The sequence below is a fragment of the Anaerocolumna cellulosilytica genome (assembly GCF_014218335.1).
Taxonomy (GTDB): Bacteria; Bacillota; Clostridia; order Lachnospirales; family Lachnospiraceae; genus Anaerocolumna; species Anaerocolumna cellulosilytica.
The window spans coordinates 4,032,362-4,050,901 of record NZ_AP023367.1; the positions used below are offsets into that span (position 1 = coordinate 4,032,362).

General features: G+C 35.1%; 16 protein-coding genes. 2 read left to right on the forward strand and 14 right to left on the reverse strand.

The window, feature by feature from the left end:
* Window positions 1-170: 170 nt before the first annotated feature.
* The 5 genes from acsn021_RS16735 to acsn021_RS16755 form a co-directional block, all read right to left on the reverse strand.
* Window positions 171-1,952, reverse strand: coding sequence for an ABC transporter ATP-binding protein (locus acsn021_RS16735; RefSeq protein ID WP_184093709.1), 1,782 nt, complete (start codon window positions 1,950-1,952; stop codon window positions 171-173).
* Entirely contained in the window at window positions 1,939-3,753 is a 1,815-nt protein-coding gene (locus acsn021_RS16740) for an ABC transporter ATP-binding protein (RefSeq protein ID WP_184093708.1), read from the reverse strand. The genes acsn021_RS16735 and acsn021_RS16740 overlap by 14 nt, the downstream gene beginning before the upstream one ends.
* 69 nt (window positions 3,754-3,822) lie before the next feature.
* On the reverse strand, window positions 3,823-4,905 hold the full coding sequence (locus acsn021_RS16745) for an ArsR/SmtB family transcription factor (protein WP_184093707.1): 1,083 nt from the start codon (window positions 4,903-4,905) through the stop codon (window positions 3,823-3,825).
* Window positions 4,906-5,114: 209 nt separating this feature from the next.
* Window positions 5,115-6,320: an ABC transporter permease subunit gene (locus acsn021_RS16750; RefSeq protein WP_184093706.1), complete on the reverse strand. Its 1,206-nt coding sequence runs from the start codon at window positions 6,318-6,320 to the stop codon at window positions 5,115-5,117.
* Entirely contained in the window at window positions 6,320-7,237 is a 918-nt protein-coding gene (locus acsn021_RS16755; protein ID WP_243167913.1) for an ABC transporter ATP-binding protein, read from the reverse strand. Before acsn021_RS16755 ends, acsn021_RS16750 begins: the two co-directional genes overlap by 1 nt.
* 603 nt (window positions 7,238-7,840) lie before the next feature.
* On the opposite strand from acsn021_RS16755, the gene acsn021_RS16760 reads away from it, so the two are divergent.
* The gene (locus tag acsn021_RS16760; protein WP_184093705.1) at window positions 7,841-9,475 is read left to right on the forward strand and encodes an ABC-F family ATP-binding cassette domain-containing protein; all 1,635 of its coding nucleotides are present in this window, start codon (window positions 7,841-7,843) and stop codon (window positions 9,473-9,475) included.
* A gap of 133 nt (window positions 9,476-9,608) precedes the next feature.
* On the opposite strand, the gene acsn021_RS16765 is transcribed toward acsn021_RS16760, so the two are convergent.
* Both acsn021_RS16765 and acsn021_RS16770 read right to left on the reverse strand, forming a co-directional pair.
* On the reverse strand, window positions 9,609-10,397 hold the full coding sequence (locus acsn021_RS16765) for a hypothetical protein (protein WP_184093704.1): 789 nt from the start codon (window positions 10,395-10,397) through the stop codon (window positions 9,609-9,611).
* A gap of 262 nt (window positions 10,398-10,659) precedes the next feature.
* Window positions 10,660-11,256 carry a zinc dependent phospholipase C family protein gene (locus tag acsn021_RS16770; protein ID WP_184093703.1) on the reverse strand — a complete coding sequence of 199 codons (597 nt, stop codon included), beginning with the start codon at window positions 11,254-11,256 and terminating at the stop codon, window positions 10,660-10,662.
* Window positions 11,257-11,803: 547 nt separating this feature from the next.
* Here acsn021_RS16770 and acsn021_RS16775 point away from each other — a divergent pair.
* On the forward strand, window positions 11,804-13,093 hold the full coding sequence (locus tag acsn021_RS16775; RefSeq protein ID WP_184093702.1) for an HlyC/CorC family transporter: 1,290 nt from the start codon (window positions 11,804-11,806) through the stop codon (window positions 13,091-13,093).
* 205 nt (window positions 13,094-13,298) lie between these two features.
* Here the strand turns inward: acsn021_RS16775 and acsn021_RS16780 are convergent, their stop codons facing one another.
* The 7 genes from acsn021_RS16780 to acsn021_RS16810 all read right to left on the reverse strand — a co-directional run bounded on the left by acsn021_RS16780 (window position 13,299) and on the right by acsn021_RS16810 (window position 18,502).
* A complete protein-coding gene (locus tag acsn021_RS16780) occupies window positions 13,299-14,240 on the reverse strand; it encodes a hypothetical protein (RefSeq protein ID WP_184093701.1) in 942 nt (313 codons plus the stop codon).
* A gap of 335 nt (window positions 14,241-14,575) precedes the next feature.
* Entirely contained in the window at window positions 14,576-14,728 is a 153-nt protein-coding gene (locus acsn021_RS16785; protein WP_184093700.1) for a hypothetical protein, read from the reverse strand.
* Window positions 14,729-14,772: 44 nt separating this feature from the next.
* Window positions 14,773-15,453 carry an orotate phosphoribosyltransferase gene (gene pyrE, locus acsn021_RS16790; protein ID WP_184093699.1) on the reverse strand — a complete coding sequence of 227 codons (681 nt, stop codon included), beginning with the start codon at window positions 15,451-15,453 and terminating at the stop codon, window positions 14,773-14,775.
* Window positions 15,454-15,473: 20 nt separating this feature from the next.
* A complete protein-coding gene (locus acsn021_RS16795) occupies window positions 15,474-16,379 on the reverse strand; it encodes a dihydroorotate dehydrogenase (protein ID WP_184093698.1) in 906 nt (301 codons plus the stop codon).
* A 75-nt stretch (window positions 16,380-16,454) separates the two neighbouring features.
* A complete protein-coding gene (locus tag acsn021_RS16800) occupies window positions 16,455-17,231 on the reverse strand; it encodes a dihydroorotate dehydrogenase electron transfer subunit (RefSeq protein WP_408626130.1) in 777 nt (258 codons plus the stop codon).
* Window positions 17,232-17,433: 202 nt separating this feature from the next.
* The gene (locus acsn021_RS16805; RefSeq protein ID WP_184093696.1) at window positions 17,434-17,712 is read right to left on the reverse strand and encodes a DUF2087 domain-containing protein; all 279 of its coding nucleotides are present in this window, start codon (window positions 17,710-17,712) and stop codon (window positions 17,434-17,436) included.
* A gap of 40 nt (window positions 17,713-17,752) precedes the next feature.
* Window positions 17,753-18,502, reverse strand: coding sequence for a DUF2087 domain-containing protein (locus acsn021_RS16810; protein WP_184093695.1), 750 nt, complete (start codon window positions 18,500-18,502; stop codon window positions 17,753-17,755).
* Between the last annotated feature and the right edge of the window lie 38 nt (window positions 18,503-18,540).

An 18,540-nucleotide genomic window follows, 5' to 3' on the forward strand; every position in this document is an offset into this window, starting at 1 on the left:
GGGGTTCCTTTCTATCTTGTTATCCGTATATTAATATATGATTTATTAATACGATTTGTTTTATACTTCTTAGCATGTAGAATTTAAGTCCGAACCAATCGGACGGCACACTAGTACTAAGAGACGATAGAAATAATTATAACATCCCCAAATAAGCAAGGCAAGACATATTATAACTGATAATTAACTGCTTGTGAGTTAAATAGTTTATAATACATGCTATCTTTGTTCTCCATAAGCTTTCTATGGCTGTCAAAATCTGAAATAACACCCTTATCAAGCACTAATATTTTATCGCAGAAAACACTACTGGACATACGATGAGAAATATAAAGAGCTGTCTTTCCCCCTACCAGCTGATTAAATTTTTCATATATTTCCGCCTCAGCCAGAGGATCCAGGGCACTGGTGGGTTCATCTAAGATTATAAGGGATGCTTTTTTATATAATGCTCTTGCGATGGCAACTTTCTGACCTTCTCCACCTGACATCTCAATACCGTTTTCATCATAGGACTTTCCAAACAAGGAGTCTGCTCCCTGAGGCAATGTACTGATTTTATCCTGCAAACCTACCTGGTTAAGTATTTCCATAACATGATTTCTGTCATTCTCTCTGGCAACACCTGCTATGTTTTCATGAATAGAGAATGCAAATAGTTTATAATCTTGAAACACAGCGGCGACTGTCTTCATATAGCTGGAGAATTCATACTCATATATATCCTGTCCATTAATGTATATCTTACCGGAAGTTGGTCGATATAGCCTGCAAAGCAATTTAACGATTGTTGACTTACCGGCACCATTAATACCAACAATAGAAATTTTCTCTCCTTTCTTTATCTGAAAGGATATTCCTTTTAGTACCAATGCAGTACTGCCTGGGTAGGAAAAAGTAACATTTTCAAAACTTAACGTTTCTATCTCACCCTTAAAACTTATTGTTCCTTCCTGCTTTTCTTCATCCGGTAATGCCATAAATTCCATAAAGGGTTCCAGATATCCCAACATCTGAATTACTGTCATTACATTCTTCCCAAAAGCAGTTGTTGCTGTTGTAAAATTTACTGCTGCCGAAACATACATCGTAAAAGAGCCTATTCCAATTCTAGCACCAAATACATCGGATATAACACGTAATCCTACATATCCATAGGATAGAGCAGCCTGCAAGTCATTTATAATACCATATAAAGACAAAAATAATCCCTGCTTTTTATGGTAGGCTGTAAACCAGTTGTTAATTTCATTATTGTATTCACCGACTCGGTCTGTCAACATATCTCCCATATGAAATAGCCGAATATCTTTTTGAAGTTTATCATTATAAGCCAAGCCTACATAATAGCCATATTTACGGTTTATAGGAATAATATCTTGAAAAAACTGCATCTGGTACTTCGCAAAAAATCGCTGAAACAAAAGAGTAATACCAATGGTGGCACCTAGCAAGATAATAAAAACCGGACTTAGTGTAAACATAACTGCCAGTAAACTAACGATAGTAAACATATTTTTCATGGAATCAGCAACGTTATTGATTAGATTTTCCAAGGCGCTTTGATTATTTGCAGCAAACACAGCACGCTCTTTTAAATCCAGATAATACGGATTTTCCAGAAAGGAAAATTCCACATTCATAATTTTTGCCGCCATGGCTTCATTCATTTTTTCTTTCATATAAATGTTCTTAATAACCATTAACCGTTTCATCGTCAAGGTAAAGAAAGCAAAAAATACATTAGACAGTACTACACCTGCACCTAGGAATAGCAGCTTTTTTTCATCCCGGTTTCCAATCAGTTCATCAATTAAATGCTTGGGCAGAATAACATTAATTAATATCTGCCCTGTACTGGCCAAAGAGTTCAAGCATAACAGTATAAAATACATAGGAGATATACGAAAGCACATTACCATAAATCTTTTTAGGCTATTAATCTGATACATTCTGCACTACTCCTTCCTTATAATATTTCCCTTGGACAACAAACATCTTGTAATAATCCCCTCTATTCTCCATTAGTTCCGCATGGCTGCCGTATTCTTTTAATCCATCCCTGTCAAATAGGGCAATCTTATCACAAAATTTTGTACTGGCAAGTCGATGTGATATATAAAGGGCGGTTTTTCCCGCTATTAGTTCACTGAAATTCTGATAAATTTCTGCTTCAGCCAAAGCATCTAACGCTGCTGTTGGTTCATCCATGATAACCATGTTCCCATTCTTATACAAGGCTCTTGCAATAGCAAGCTTTTGGCTTTCACCACCGGAGAACTCTACTCCGTCATCTTCAATCACCTTAAGCATAGTATGCTTATAGCCTTTTGGAAGATTTTCTATTTTTTCTAAAAGTCCTACTTTTTCAATCGCTTTTTTTACCCTGGCCAAATCAACCTTACCGGAGGAACATGCTACATTCTCTGTAATATTAAAGGCTAGAATATTTACATCTTGAAAAACAACTGAAAACATAGAGAACAGTTCCTCTTTATTATAATCCCTTATGGGCACTCCATTGATACGGATTTCACCTTCTGTAACATCAAAAAGCCCTGTCATTAATTTTACAAGTGTACTTTTTCCGGCTCCGTTGATTCCTACGATTGCTAATTTTTCACCCTTATGTATAGTAAAGTTAAAGTTTTTAATAATATAATTATCTGTGTCCGGATACTTAAAACTGACATTATCAAATATAATTTCTAACGTATCATTTTTAACTGCCTTTTTATCACCCCCCTTTTCCCCCATATCACATTCCATAAAGGTATAATAATCATATACATATTGTCCTTCATTTAGGATAAAAGAGAACTGTTCTATTGCTGTTTTTAAGAGGAGGCTCAATACTGTTACTGCACCAAGATACATAGAAAAATCTGCAATGGACATTCCGTGAATTACTTTATATATCAATATGCCATAGGTAAGCGAATTACTAATCAGTAAGAAGCCTAAATCCAGAAAACCAAGTCGATACTCCCGGTTTTTTATTATTTTTTGAATTCCTATATAATTGTGTATCTCTTTGTCATAGTTTTCTAAAATCCTATGTTTGAACTGATATAAACGGATATCCTTACCATAACCAAAATCATGAGTGGTATTATAATAGTATCTTTTTTTCCGCTCACTGTGGGCAATGGCTTCCTTTCTGGCGTATTGAAACTTATGTACCTGACGGTTAATATAAATACCCATCAGTATATTACTAATTAAGCCAGCTAATATGAAAAAATGTAAACGCCCTATGAAAACGGTCAGTATAAGTATAGTGATTACCTCTGCCGGCAGTTTGAACAATTTATGATAAACCCCTTCTACCCCATTATCATTACTGCTGGTAGCCTCTAAGGCCCTTCCGTTTTTCTCAAAGAATTTCGCATCCTCCATATATTTATAATCAATACTCACAAGCTTTTTAAAGGTATCTCTAATATAATCAATCCTTAACTTAGTGATACAAGGATACGAAAGGTTCTCTATATAGTTTTTTAAAAATCCAAAGACTATGCTAAGTCCTAAATATATACCTATTATTATTAAAACTCCATTATAACTACCGGTACCTGCTATTTCATCAATAAGGTACTTGGGAAATAGAATCGCTATGAATGGATAGACTGCTCCGGTTATGGTATAGATAAGAAAGTATACAAATATAGTTTTATTATGGTCTTTTACATTCAAAAGCAGTCGCTTTAACATATCTCCAACTGGATATTTCTCTAAGTTTTCTTCTTTCAACTTAAACTCCCATCCGTGTGCTTTAGCACACATTCTAATCAAGCTGTTAAAAATCTTGTTAAACATCTTTTATACAGTTACTGCCAGTCTTTTTATAGTCTCACCTAATTCTGTAAGCTTTACAGGATTTAAGCTATAATATACTTTTTTTGCTTTTTCAATATTTACAGTAATACAGACCATTTCAGACTGTAGAAGTATATTCATATGATGGGATACAGTTGCCGGAGTAAGCTTAAGGGCATCTGCCATCTCTTGTAAATACAGTTCTTTGCCTGATAACAGGTGTAATATTTTTAACCTGGTAGCATCACCTATGGCTTTCAAATCTGCTGTCAACTGCGTGTCATTAAACTCATTCATATTTTTTCTTTTTAGCAGATCATTGAGATAGATGCCGATTATAAATTGTCTTGTGTTCACTTTGCTGGTGACGGTTAACTGGTTAAAACAAATAATAGTCGGCTGAATCTTACAAGCAACCTCCGTTTCAAAACGAAGTGTTTTATTGTCTTCCAATCCTTTGTAAAAAGCATCCTTATCCTTCATTAATTCCACATAATTCTCAAAATCCTCCTGAATAACCGAAAAGTGTGCTTTAACGATTTCAGAAGCAGCTTTTAAAAACTGCTGCATTTCATTAAAAACCTTATATCTGTCACTATAAAGTTCTATCATGCGCAGCTTGAATCCATCATCTACTTCCATTTTACGAAGTACACTGATTATATCCGAAATATTTGAAATCTTAAATTTATCTGATAAAATCTCTCTTGTATCCAGCTCCAGTATATCTTTAACCAATGAATCAATCATTTCATCGATATCTGTCACGGACAAATCTTTCTCTAACCTCTCCTGGTTGTTATGTACCAGACAGGAAAGCAATGATAAATTATCTTTCTCAAATTCTGTCTTAACAAAATACGGCTTTAAAACCGGATACTTCTCCAATAAATTCAAGTTGTCCTCTGTTACTCTTTTCTTAAACTCAATTAGCTTTAATAGATATTCCTTCATTTGAATATCATTCATTCCAAACTTTTCAGAGTTATTAATGACCTCCTGAATCCTTGTGTTCTCCACGTCTAAAATACTCTCAACAGCCTCTAGCATCCATAAGGGTGTTTTTTGAATCACATAGTTTTCCACATCATTCACCTCATCTAATCTTTTAGATATACTATCATAAATTTTGATGTTTATCAACTACTTTTTATGTACATCTAAAATCAATCATAGATATCAATCTAACATAACAATGAATAGGCCTGCAGAAACGGTAAGCTTCCTGATAACAAAAAAGCAGAAACAATAAAATGTCTCTGCCTCTTTAACAATATTAATTTTGAATATTCGTATTATATTTGTATGTCTCTTTTCTTAAATACCACCAATGAAATGGTTAAAAATACTACCGTAGAAATAACTGATACGATAATTACCGTCGGCAAAGTAAATGCTAAAGACCCGGTATATGATATAATTCTACCGGAGAGAATTCCTTCAATTTCCGTATACTGCAAGAAGATGAAAGCAGATAGTCTACGGTAAGTAGTTGATAACATATAGACAATATTTGTTCCAAGAATAGTTGAGATAGCAACAGTTATTGATACAACACTGGACTTAACCAAAGTGGATATCATAAAAATAAAGGTGACCATAACAACAATAAATAGACCTTGCAAAAACAGCCCTCGCAGCAGGTACTCTGACAGTGAAATATAATGTCCCGAACCCATAATCTGACTCAGAACCTCTTTTCCATTCTCAATAATATATTCATATTGTACACCTACTAACATCGGTCTGGCAAAGCTTCCAAAACCTTTCACCAGTCCAACTCCCAAAAAGAAGACAAACTGCGTAAGCATAATTAACCCAAGGGAACTAAAAAGCATTACAATATATTTACTCAGTAATACCTTAATCCTGCTAACCGGCTGAATTAATAAAAATTTTAAAGTGGCCGGGTTATATTCGTTGGACACACAGTCCGCATTAAATAGTATTAAACCAAAAGCCAGAAAAACAGAAGCTACTAAAATAATATTCCCTACGTAATAATTGATTCCGGTGTTATAGGATTCATCATCCGGTCTTACATTATGCTCCAGGCTCATTGTAAGACGTTCTAATTCCTGTTCAAGATATGCCTTTGAATCCTGGTTGCTCTCATCTTCTAAATCCGCTTGTATATTTTCTATCCGTTCTTTTGCATACTCTCTCCAGTCAAATTCACTCCTAACTTCAAGATCTAACTTGGCTTGCTCTAACTGTTCTTCCAAACTGGTTAGATATGCTCTTGCACTTATAATTTCCTCTTTTACATCTTCTGTTTCATTTTCTTCTAACCCGCTGACATAAGTTTGCTGGTAAGAAATTTCTGACTCCAGGTTGGATATCCGGTATTCCGGGCTGTTGTATTTTAAATAGTTTCTCTCCTGTGTTTCACTGACATATACCAGCACACCAGATAATAATACAAATAAAGCTAATATAATATAGGTCTTTTTCTTAGAAAATAGTTTTACAAATTCATTTATTACTAATCCTTTAAACATTATCTGATACCTCCCCTGATTAATTCCATATACCGTTCTTCCAGCTCTTTGAAATGCTTAGCAAAGGAATCAACTTCTATTCCGGCATCCACTATATCCTTAAGGACTTCGCTGGATTTTCTTTCTGAAAGCTCCAGTGTGTAGCCGATTGGGTTCTCAATTACGGATACGATTCCTTCAATCCCTGATAGTATGTTATATGTTCTTTCCTCTTTTATGGTTTCCAAACTAAACACCAGTGAGTCATACATCAAATCCATGCTTTCTACAGAAGTTATTATGCCATCTTCAATAAAGGCTACTGTATCACAAAGATTTTGAATTTCACCAAGAATATGAGAAGATACGAATACTGCCATTCCTTCTTTCTCTGCCAATTCCTTTAGAATTTCTCTAAGTTCTACAATGCCGTTAGGATCTAATCCATTGGTAGGCTCATCTAGAATCAGCAGTTTGGGATTCGACAGCAGTGCTGCTGCAAGACCTAGTCTTTGTTTCATACCCAGAGAGTATTTCTTCATCTTATCTTTGATACGTCCCTCTAAACCAACCAGTTTTACAATTTCATCAATTCTATTTTTTGAAATACCACGTATTCTTGCTATCTGCATTAAATTCTCATAACCGGATAAATAACTGTAAAGCTCTGGGGATTCTACGACTGCTCCGATATGCTTTAAAGCGGCTTCCCGGTTCTTTTTGATATCATTTCCCATTATGGTAATAGAACCACTGTCCATAGATATTAAATCTACCAGCATTTTAATGGTTGTTGTCTTACCGGAACCGTTGGGTCCTAAAAATCCAAAAATTTCTCCTTCCTTAATTGTAAAGGAAATCCCTTTTATAATTGATCTTTTACCAAATTTTTTTTGAAGGTTATCCACTTTTAAAACTTCCACCATATTAATAACCATATCCTTTCCGATATCTGCACACTTTGTCGGCAAGCACACATTTGTGTAAAATTGCTTTCTAGATTCACACAAATCTCTCTGCATACTACAAACTAGCTTGCGGTACTGCACAAAAAGAAAGATTTGCTTTCCAGCTTCCAAAGATTCTGCAACTTCCTGTTTTTCCTATACTTAAGTATTCTACCGTTAAATACCATTCTAAACAACTTAAAAAGTCTTACGATTTTCTTAATGCACTTTTATACTCGTTAATATCCATCTGGTTTACATTCCTAAAATGATGTTCGTAAGTCTCAAAGTGAAGTACTAAGAACAGATCAATGGGCTTTTAGACACAATATGGCGTAGTATTCCTAGAAAAATCTATAAAAACACTTGCAAAATAGTAAATATACGATAAAATAGAAATGAATGTTTACCACTTATAGCCCATAGCCAGGTAAGGTACACAATAGAAAAGCAGGGTGACTGCATTTTAACCTAGCAAATGCATATTTGTACCTGACACACAGATGGGAGTCAAGGTGAAAGAAAATATATAGAAGAAAGGACGCCACTTATTAATTCTTTAGCCTTTTTTGTGGCAATTAAATGGTGTATTAAATGATACAAGCAAGTAATGTAACTTTGAGGCTTGGCAAGAGAGCCTTATTTGAGGATGTAAATATTAAATTTACTGAAGGAAACTGTTATGGTTTAATCGGTGCAAACGGTGCAGGAAAATCTACGTTCCTAAAGATTTTGTCCGGACAGATAGAGGCAAGTAAAGGAGATATTTTAATAACTCCCGGACAAAGATTATCTTTCTTACAACAAGATCACTTTAAATATGACCAGTATGATGTTTTGAATACGGTTATTATGGGGAATCAAAGATTATATGAAATAATGAAAGAAAAAGATGCCATCTATGCTAAAGAAGATTTTACAGAAGCAGACGGTATTAAAGCCAGTGAATTAGAAGGTGAATTCGCTTCCTTAAACGGTTGGGAAGCGGAAGCAGATGCCTCAACTTTATTAAACGGTCTAGGCATAGATACTGGCCTTCATTCCAAGTTAATGAGTGAACTAAGTGGTGGTGAGAAGGTTAAGGTCTTACTTGCCCAGGCTCTTTTTGGTAATCCTGACATCCTTTTATTGGATGAGCCTACCAACCATTTGGATTTAGAAGCCATCCGTTGGTTAGAAGAATTCTTAATCAACTTTGAAAATACAGTAATCGTAGTATCCCATGACCGATACTTCCTCAATAAGGTATGTACTCATACGGCTGACATTGATTACGCTAAAATCCAGCTTTATGCCGGTAACTATGACTTTTGGTATGAATCCAGCCAGTTAATGGTTAAGCAAATGAAAGAAGCCAATAAAAAGAAGGAAGAAAAAATTAAAGAGCTTCAGGAATTTATTCAGCGGTTTAGCGCCAATGCTTCTAAATCAAAGCAGGCCACTTCCCGTAAGAAAGCACTTGAAAAAATTGAACTGGATGACATCCGTCCTTCCAGCCGTAAATACCCATACATTGATTTTAGACCACACCGCGAAATCGGAAATGAAGTCTTAACCGTAACTAACTTATCAAAAACCATTGATGGTGTTAAAGTACTTGATAATATCTCTTTTACTATTAACAAAGATGATAAAGTTGCTTTCGTGGGACCTAACACCCAGGCAACAACTGTTTTATTCCGTATCCTTGCAGGGGATTTAGAACCCGATGAAGGAACTTATAAATGGGGAATCACCACTACTCAGTCTTACTTCCCAAAAGATAACACAAAAGACTTTGATACTGATGATATTATTGTTGACTGGCTTATGCCATATTCTCCTGAAAAGGATGTTACTTATGTACGTGGCTTCTTAGGACGTATGCTCTTTGCTGGTGAAGAGGGTGTCAAAAAAGTTCGCGTTCTTTCCGGTGGTGAAAAGGTTAGAGTTATGTTATCCAAAATGATGATTGTTGGTGCCAATGCATTAATTATGGACGAACCTACAAACCATTTGGACATGGAATCCATTACTGCTTTAAACAATGGATTAATAAAATTCCCGGGTGTTATATTATTTACTTCCCAGGATCACCAGTTTATACAAACCATTGCAAACCGTATTATGGAACTTACTCCAAACGGCCTGATTGACAAAGTAACTACGTACGACGAATACCTGGACAGCGATGAATTTGCACGTAAAAGACAAGTAATGCAGATTGACCGTACCGAAGATGAGATGTAATTATTATACAAAACTTCACAAAGGTTTCTTATGTTGACTTTGCCCTATCTTAGATAAGGACGCCCGCAGTGAATTAATTTATAGTAAAATCCCTCTCTGCTATCCCTATGAGATGCAGAGAGGGATTTTATTATTACTTTATAGAATTTTGAAATAATACTGCATGCAAATTATCCTTAATCCACTGCAAAAACTTTAAGTCGAAAACCCCTATTATTTCCTCCGAAAGATTCTCAAGGACAAATTCAAGAATCCTGATTATATATGCATTCGCTATAGTAAACCCCTCTGGAGTAAGATTTTTATACGCCCCTTCAACCCAGTTATACTGTTCCTCTGGAATCAACTCATTCAGCTTTTTTAAGCCGAGATAAGCATACTCTTTATCATAAATATAACGAAGTAGTATTGCTGCATTTGCCACTGCTTCATCCATAATTCTGGCAGTCCATGCATAATTTTTTCTTTGATAGGCACTATCGGCCTCCACAAAATAATATAAGGTATTATTAAAACAATTGACAAGCTGTTCTTTACTCAGCCTTTTTGTCTCCACCTTATACTCTCCAAATAAATTATCCGGATCATAATAAACCTTAATCGGTTCTCCATAGCAGGGAAAATCCTCCTTTGTAACCGTATACAGATCAAAATGCAGTACATCTGAAAATATGGCTAAGGTCTGTTTCATGCCAAAATCATTCTCTGTAGTATAAACAATCGAATTATAAGCATTAAGATATGAAAGCCTTCTTTCAAGAAAAGATTCATAATTTTTCTTTGTTACTACCGCATACATGTCCACATCAGAATATGCATCATCATCGCCACGTCCAATGGATCCTTTTAAAAGAATGGCTTCACACAGTCCGTCCTGTATGATCTTACTTCCAACAGCTTCAATCGCTTTATATGTTTTCATCGTTATTCCCATCTGCGTACTTTAATACGCACCTAAATCAATACTTGCTAGTGAGCATCAATCGAACTTATTATTCTTTACAACGTTTATTCTACTAAATTATTCTAGCATATTCAATTACCAATTTACCTGCACTTTGATTGATTCCCAAAAAATCTGAACTTCAAAATCCCAGCCATCTAAGAATAAATCACTCAGAAAGCAATCAAAAAAAGCTCCATGACTTTTAGAAATAAAAAAGTCATGGAGCAGGTAAGCTTTTTTAAGCAGCTTCCATTTCTCCAATACCAAGCTGCAGATAATTAAACTCAAAAATCTTTAAGATAGCATCGACTACCTTATGGCATAATTCTACAATGTACATACAGTCGTTCTTTATCTTACCAACCACTTTTAAATACTCTTCATGCATTTGTCTTATGAATTGGAGAATCTCTTCTACCGTTTCCATGGTATGGCTCTTGTCTCTAGCCTTAATTGCATCTTCACTCTTGACATACTCTTTTAACGCAAACTTTAAATCACGCTCATAAAGACAGTGCTCCTTCATAGTTCCGGTAAAGGATCTATTATGGGGATAGGTAAAATAGTCTGCAATGTAGTGTGTTATTACGCCCAAATGCCTGGTATAATAGCGGGTTAACCCTCTTTCTGCTTCGTAATCATCCGTTATCTTCTTAATTTCATTCTCTAGGATTTCAAAGGTTTCATCTATAGTGTGTCTCCTAGTAATAAAAGAGGGGACACAATCAGGGAGTATACTTCCTATATAAAAAGACTTTTTATGGTTAAATAAGCCTTCCACATTCATGCTTTTTATTAAATATTTCGCTAATGAGATATGTGATTTTTTTCTCATAAAGTCCCCCATTCATTCGGTCATATAATTCAGTTAACTTACCTTGAGTCATCTATCAGCCTTGCAAATCGACATATCATGACGCTGATAATAATATTTATTTTACTACTAAAATGGTTATTACACAATAGTAAAATATCTGTAAAATAAGAATTAATAAATTCTAATCAATAAGATGATTTACGAAACAATTGACCACTTGTATTAAAATATAACTATGAATATTGACATTACCACAATATTCATGTAGAATTGGAGTAATTGTACAAAAATGCAATTGATAACACATAAACCAATGGCACTTATAACAACTGCCTCCGACATACACTATACCTGAGGCTTAGCACAGGGGCAGGCACATAGATACAATATTCTTACATGTATATACTATGTGTAAATCCTCTTATTTAACATAAAAACCGCTCAATATAGGTTAAAGAAAATAACACAACATAACATTTTTCGATTTCTCACCATGATATATTATGCTAAGAGCCTATATACCGTTATACTTGCCAACAACTTAAGAATTAGGAGATGATAATTTTTGGACCCGAGTGAAGTCACGCAACTGGTTATATTAGGTATTCTATTGATACTATCAGCTTTTTTTTCATCCGCTGAAACCTCTCTTACTACGGTAAACAAGTTAAGAATCCGTAGCTTAGCCGAAGATAATGTAAAGGAGGGACTGATAGTGAATAAGCTGATTGAAAATCCGTCAAAGATGTTAAGTTCAATATTAATCGGTAATAATATTGTCAATTTGACTGCCTCATCAATTGCCACTGCTCTCGCCATTAATCATTTTAACAGTGTCGGTGTTGGTATTGTAACTGGAATACTAACAGTTCTGATATTAATTTTTGGTGAAATTATGCCAAAAACTGTAGCAACTATTTATTCAGAAAAATTATCTTTAAAGTATGGACGAGTTATTTATTTATTAACAAAGCTAATGACACCAATTATTTTTTTAATTAATAAGATATCCTTGGTTTTTTTAATGCTTTTACACATCAATCCACATGCAAAACCCTCTGTTATTACAGAGGATGAATTACGAACTATTGTTGATGTCAGTCATGAGGAGGGCGTCATTGAAAGCGAAGAACGGCAAATGATTACAAATGTTGTGGATTTTGGTGATTCTCTCGCAAAGGATGTTATGATTCCCAGAGTCGATATGGCTTTTGCTGAAGTTTCTTTAACCTACGAAGAACTTGTAAATATATTTTCCATCGACAAATATACAAGGCTTCCGGTATTCAGTGAAAACCGGGATAATATAATTGGAATTGTAAATTTAAAGGACATCTTTTTTTACCAGGGAGACAAGAAAGATTTTTGCATTAAAGATATTATGAGAGAACCCTATTTTACCTACGAATATAAGAAAACGTCAGAGCTCTTAAAAGAAATGAGACGGGATTCCATTCCTCTTACCATTGTATTAGATGAATACGGTGCAACTGCCGGATTAATAACATTAGAAGACCTTTTAGAAGAGATTGTCGGTGAGATTAGAGACGAATATGATGACGACGAAGAAGATGCAATTTGTAAAATTGGTGATAACGAATATCTTGCAGATGGTAATACGAAATTAGATGAAATTAACGAAATTATTGGTTTGAACCTGGAATCCGATGACTATGATTCTATCGCCGGACACTTAATCTATCTATTGGATCATCTTCCCGAAGCCGGGGAAAGTGTCACAGATAACAACGTTGTGTATACTGTCCATGCAGTTGAAAAGAATCGTATCGATAAGGTACATCTAGTTGTGCTCTATCAAAATCCCCAGGATGGAGACAAAATTCTAGTAAACTAAAAGTTTCTATAAATAACGATTAGTACAAGAACTGCTGCCCCTAACATTACGTTAGTCAGGCAGCGGTTTCTTTTTAAGTCTAAACTTTGAGAGGTTATTTGCATAAATAAAGACCAAAAAGAAACCATAAAAATATGATAAGGTCATAGAATGGATATAAAAGAACACTATAAATAGCAGACTAAAGTTACTATTTACCTTTCCTCTACTCCTCCTTCCAATTTATTTCTTCACTTTTATTAAATATCATAGTAACAGCTTTACGTAATTCTCTCATGAAACCATAATTGGGGTTCTTCCGTTTGCAATTGTAATTGCTTGACAGGAACTCAACAACGGTTCCTTTTAAGACTGCCTCCTGATACTCTATATTGTATGGTATGACTGCTAAATCCGATTTATTTATAGAATAGGTTTTGGATATTTTTTGAATGTTTAAATTAGATGTTTTATGATACCTGCTAAATAAGAAGACACTTTTATCTAGGATTGAAGAATAATTGTCAAAGAAATATTTTATCATGGATGAATTTTGAACCAAATTTACAACAACCAAATCAACTTCTTCAAGAATATACTTAGAACTAAGATTATTTTCATTAGATGTATCAATATATATAATATCAGCAAATTTTTCTGATGCCTTTAAGATTTTCCCTATATTATCATTTAACTGGTAATCAAATATGTAGCGATTTAGATAATGATTAACAGGGATATAGTATAGATAATTATCCAGTATTTCCATGGATGCTTCCTTGATGATTACCGATGTATCTTTTATATTCTCATAGTAATTCTTTTTATCACCTGAATCTTTCAGTTCCCAAAGAGGATTTCTCTCTCTGCCTCCAACCGTTATTGGTATATTATCCATAGGATTACCGGATAAATCGTAAGACTCTCCTGCGGAAAATTCGTTTAAAATATAATCCATTCCTGCGTTACCGCACTTAGTATTACCATTGTCCTTAAACTGATGGGTCTGCTGGTATCTTAATATATTTCCCAGCCTGTTTTTCTGATAGTGATTTTCAATCAGTACAGACTTACAAGAATACTCTATCGTTGCAGCTATGCTGATACTTGCCAAATTACTGCTTACACCAATGCCCCCCTTAGCGCTGCTCCAAAAAGCAATTTTCATACTTTTCCCCTTTTCGATATTAAATTATTAGGTATAAAAATAGCTTTTACATATCACTTCCACCTCACTTTTTGAATTTGTACTGGATTCTTGAAATGAAATAATAGATTAATAGAATAAAGATTTAAGATATATTTATAATAATTGATTTTTGATATATTGTAAAGTAAATTGTAGAATAAGAATTTATAGGATTCCTGTCTATCTAGAGGCTGGTTAAAGTAAAAATTAATAAAAGCTCTGTCCCAGTGTACTCTCAGACTGATATCTGGACTAATTACCAATCTGACAATACACTATGCAGCCTATTCCTTACATTCTTTTGTTTCATTTCATCAGAATAATATTTCAGATTTTTTCTTAAGTAATTTCCCGCCGCTGATAATCATTAAAACACCGCCTGCTATGCCAGCTACAATAAATAAAATTCCCATAACTAAATTACCAACGCCAACTGATTTCATTGTATTATAGATTTTTTCACTCATACTTGGCTCCTATCTGCTGCTTATGCAATTATTAAATCTCTTTACTACTCCGCTTTGGCACCATACTGCTCGTAATATGCCTCAATAGCTGCTTTCAGGGTATCATCAATCACGATATTACCATTATAAGGCTTATTATATAAATGTTCAACCACTTCTTCCATGGTAACGATTGCTGCTGTTTTCAACCCATAAACTTCCTCAATTTCCTCTAGTGCACTTTTATTTCCTTGGCCTCTTTCCATACGGTCAACCGAAACTATCAGACCTAAAGCATTAACCTCTCCCTGTGCTTTTAAAATCGGCATGGTTTCCGCAATTGAAGTACCCGCAGTCGTTACATCCTCAATAATAATAACTTTATCTTTATCAAGAATTGGTCCTCCAAGTAAGATTCCCTTATCGCCATGATCCTTTACCTCTTTTCGATTTGAACAATAGCGGATTTCCTTATCATAAAATTCACTGATTGCCATGGAAGCTGTAACACTTAGAGGGATTCCCTTATAAGCGGGACCAAATAATACATCAAAATCAAGTCCGAACTTAGATTCAATCGCTTTTGCATAATATTTTCCTAACTTACGCAATTGGGAACCTGTCCTATAGTTTCCGGCATTAATAAAAAATGGGGTCTTTCTTCCGCTCTTGGTCACAAAATCACCAAAGGTAAGAACTCCACAGTCTACCATAAATTCTATAAATTCCTGCTTGTATTGTTCCATTTTTTTATCCTCCATATATTTTATTGATTAACACAACCAATTATTTCCAAAATATCATCAATATTATTTTTTTTCATATATTCTTCAATTCCCTGAATCACCTCTAAGGTTGCTCTAGGATTATTAAAGTTAGCTGTTCCGACTGCCACGGCAGTCGCACCTGCCATAAGGAATTCTAGTGCATCCTCCCAGGTCATAATACCACCCATACCAATAATCGGAAGTTTTATAGCATTGGCAACCTGATTAACCATCCGTACTGCAACCGGCTTTATTGCCGGACCGGAAAGTCCGCCAGTTTTATTAGCTAATACAAATTTTCTCTTATGGATATCTATTTTCATCCCAGTTAACGTATTAATTAAAGATACAGCATCCGCACCACCTGCTTCCGCTGCCTTTGCTGTCTCAGCAATATCTGTTACATTGGGACTTAACTTCATTATAACAGGCTGATGGGCATACTTTTTGATTTCCTTAGTTATTGCTTCAACGGAACAGGGATTTTGTCCAAATGCAATTCCGCCTTCCTTAACATTAGGACAGGATATATTAATCTCTAGCATATCCACAGAGGAATCTCCCAGCTTTTCAACCACTTCACAATAATCTTCTGTAGTCTTACCGCATACATTTACAATTATTTTACTGGTGTATTTTTTAAGAAAAGGCAGATCCCGCTTCATAAAAACATCAACTCCCGGATTCTGAAGGCCAATGGCATTGAGCATCCCGCCATATGTTTCCGCAATCCTGGGCGTCTGGTTACCTGTCCAGGGGATACTGGATACGCCTTTTGTTGTAACTGCACCAAGCTTGTTTAAATCCACGTAATCACTATATTCAATACCCGAGCCAAAGGTTCCGGAAGCAGTTGTTACCGGATTCTGCCACTCTATTCCGGCTATATTTACTTTCGTATTCATTCCTACTCCAATCTAAAGCGTCTAAACGCCTATTTATTCATACGAGCTCCTATTGTATCCACATTATACAAGTTTCTACAACTCAATTTCTTCACCAGAAAATACCGGTCCTTCTTTACAGATTCTTGTATTGTTCACGTTAGTGTGATGATCTTTTTCCTTGGTTTTACAAACACAGGCAAGACAGGCTCCAATACCGCAAGCCATTCGTTCCTCTAAAGATAAATACGTCTTTATTCCCCTTTCAACTCCATAGGCTTGAATTCCCTTAAGCATAGGTGTCGGTCCGCAGGCGTATAGAAGTTCCCCCTCCAGTCCGTTTTCCCGAATAGCATCCAGTACATTTCCTTTCGTACCAAGACTTCCATCTTCTGTAGCTATATATACTTTTCCGTAAGGTAAAAATTCTTCCTTTAAAAAGGTGGTATCACGATATCCTAACACAATATTCTTTTCGCCCGGTATCTGTTTAGCCAGTTCAAGCATGGGAGGAATACCAATTCCTCCTCCTATGAGGATTACTTTTTTCTCTTCTAAAGGAAATCCATTCCCAAGAGGTCCCATAACTTCAATGCTGTCACCAATATGATATCCGGAGATTTCTTCCGTCCCCTGTCCTGCTACCCGGTAAACCAGCCTCAATTCCCCTTTTACATGATTAATTTCACAAATACTGATTGGTCTTGGAAGCAGCCTGTTTCCACTTTTACAATAAAGGGAAAGAAACTGTCCGGGCTTTGCCTCTGCTGTAATCTCCTCATCCCTTACCCACATACTGAATATACCTTCATCTAACTGAGTTTTGTCTGTGATTACAACGTTTTTCTTATACGATCTGGCCATACACTTCATCTCCTATATCTTGGCTTCCCAGGATTTTTTCGTTCCTTACAGGTTCTAAATCTTAATCTTATACATTATAAACGAAAACATATGCTTGTACAAGTATTAATTAGACGTTCCCGTAATTTCAAAATCTGATAGTAAGAAAAATACATGAAAAGCGGCAGCCGACTATACCGTCAGCGCCGCTTTATAAATAAATTACAGTTTTTTAAATATTACTGATTTTAGAATCATTCTTCCAGTACTTAGAGCCGTCACTGGCTCGTTTTAGAAACTGCATGTCGATAAGCCCTCGTCGCAGTAAGAAAAAATCCTCAAAAGTATGCCATCTTTTAATGATTTCATTCACCTCTTTTTCCGAGTAAAAAACACCTGTTTCAAACTTTTCACTCAGATAAACCAGTACAGCAATTTTAAACTGATTTTTCGCAGGCCATATTTTGATTTTATGATTCTCATCTAAAAACCGTTCTATATTTGCATCCATTCCATATCCCCCCTATCTTGGCTGCTTATAAGTTACTCATTTATTTTAGCCAGTACTCTGTGCAATCCTTTGTTCTATCCATAAAACCATATTCAATAAGATACCTTCGCAACGTAACAAAATCTTCATAGACCTTTTTTAATATTTCATTTAACTCACTTTCCTGATATCGCTTTCCATACTCAAACAACTCCGTTATTTTCTTTAAAATAATAATTTTTTTCTTTTGTTTTACCGGAAACTTAGAAAGTCTTAAAGGAGTTAAAGAAGAAAAAGCCGTTTTTATAATCTTCTCACCTTCTTCTTCCGTGGTAATATATCTGTCATCTACCATAGTTGCAGAATTATGTATGGAGACCAGTTTTTCTGCTGCTGTTGGTTCTCCAAATACCAATTCATAAGCCGCCAGATACATCTTCGCCTGTTTTGCCTTCTCCCGAAACATAAATTTTTGATGGCGTATGGTAGAAGGTGAAACACCAAGCTCTCCGGCAATTTCATTATCCGATTGTCCCTTATAAATTAATCTTAAAATAGCTATCTGATTCTCTGTTAGTGTAAGATATTTATTCTCTTTTTCCAAGAGAGCTGAAAACTGTCCGTGATGTTCTGATTTGATATGAAATTTTACAGCAAGACGGCTTTCAAAAAAACGCCCATCAATGTGATGTATCTCTCCGTCAATAAATTCTCTACCACAGTGATTGCAGATATATTTTTTATCTTTTTCCTCAAAGCGGAACCCATCTTTAATCTCATCTATGGTATATTCCATAACTTCCTGTTTCATAGCAAACCTCCATCTATATACCATGAATAGTTTATTTA

Coding starts and splice junctions, on each gene's coding strand:
- acsn021_RS16735 (WP_184093709.1), bottom strand. CDS start 1,952: ATGTATCAGATTAATAGCCTAAAAAGATTTATGGTAATGTGCTTTCGT.
- acsn021_RS16750 (WP_184093706.1), bottom strand. CDS start 6,320: ATGTTTAAAGGATTAGTAATAAATGAATTTGTAAAACTATTTTCTAAG.
- acsn021_RS16755 (WP_243167913.1), bottom strand. CDS start 7,237: ATGGTTATTAATATGGTGGAAGTTTTAAAAGTGGATAACCTTCAAAAA.
- acsn021_RS16760 (WP_184093705.1), top strand. CDS start 7,841: ATGATACAAGCAAGTAATGTAACTTTGAGGCTTGGCAAGAGAGCCTTA.
- acsn021_RS16765 (WP_184093704.1), bottom strand. CDS start 10,397: ATGAAAACATATAAAGCGATTGAAGCTGTTGGAAGTAAGATCATACAG.
- acsn021_RS16770 (WP_184093703.1), bottom strand. CDS start 11,256: ATGAGAAAAAAATCACATATCTCATTAGCGAAATATTTAATAAAAAGC.
- acsn021_RS16780 (WP_184093701.1), bottom strand. CDS start 14,240: ATGAAAATTGCTTTTTGGAGCAGCGCTAAGGGGGGCATTGGTGTAAGC.
- acsn021_RS16785 (WP_184093700.1), bottom strand. CDS start 14,728: ATGAGTGAAAAAATCTATAATACAATGAAATCAGTTGGCGTTGGTAAT.
- pyrE (WP_184093699.1), bottom strand. CDS start 15,453: ATGGAACAATACAAGCAGGAATTTATAGAATTTATGGTAGACTGTGGA.
- acsn021_RS16795 (WP_184093698.1), bottom strand. CDS start 16,379: ATGAATACGAAAGTAAATATAGCCGGAATAGAGTGGCAGAATCCGGTA.
- acsn021_RS16800 (WP_408626130.1), bottom strand. CDS start 17,231: ATGAAGTGTATGGCCAGATCGTATAAGAAAAACGTTGTAATCACAGAC.
- acsn021_RS16805 (WP_184093696.1), bottom strand. CDS start 17,712: ATGGATGCAAATATAGAACGGTTTTTAGATGAGAATCATAAAATCAAA.
- acsn021_RS16810 (WP_184093695.1), bottom strand. CDS start 18,502: ATGAAACAGGAAGTTATGGAATATACCATAGATGAGATTAAAGATGGG.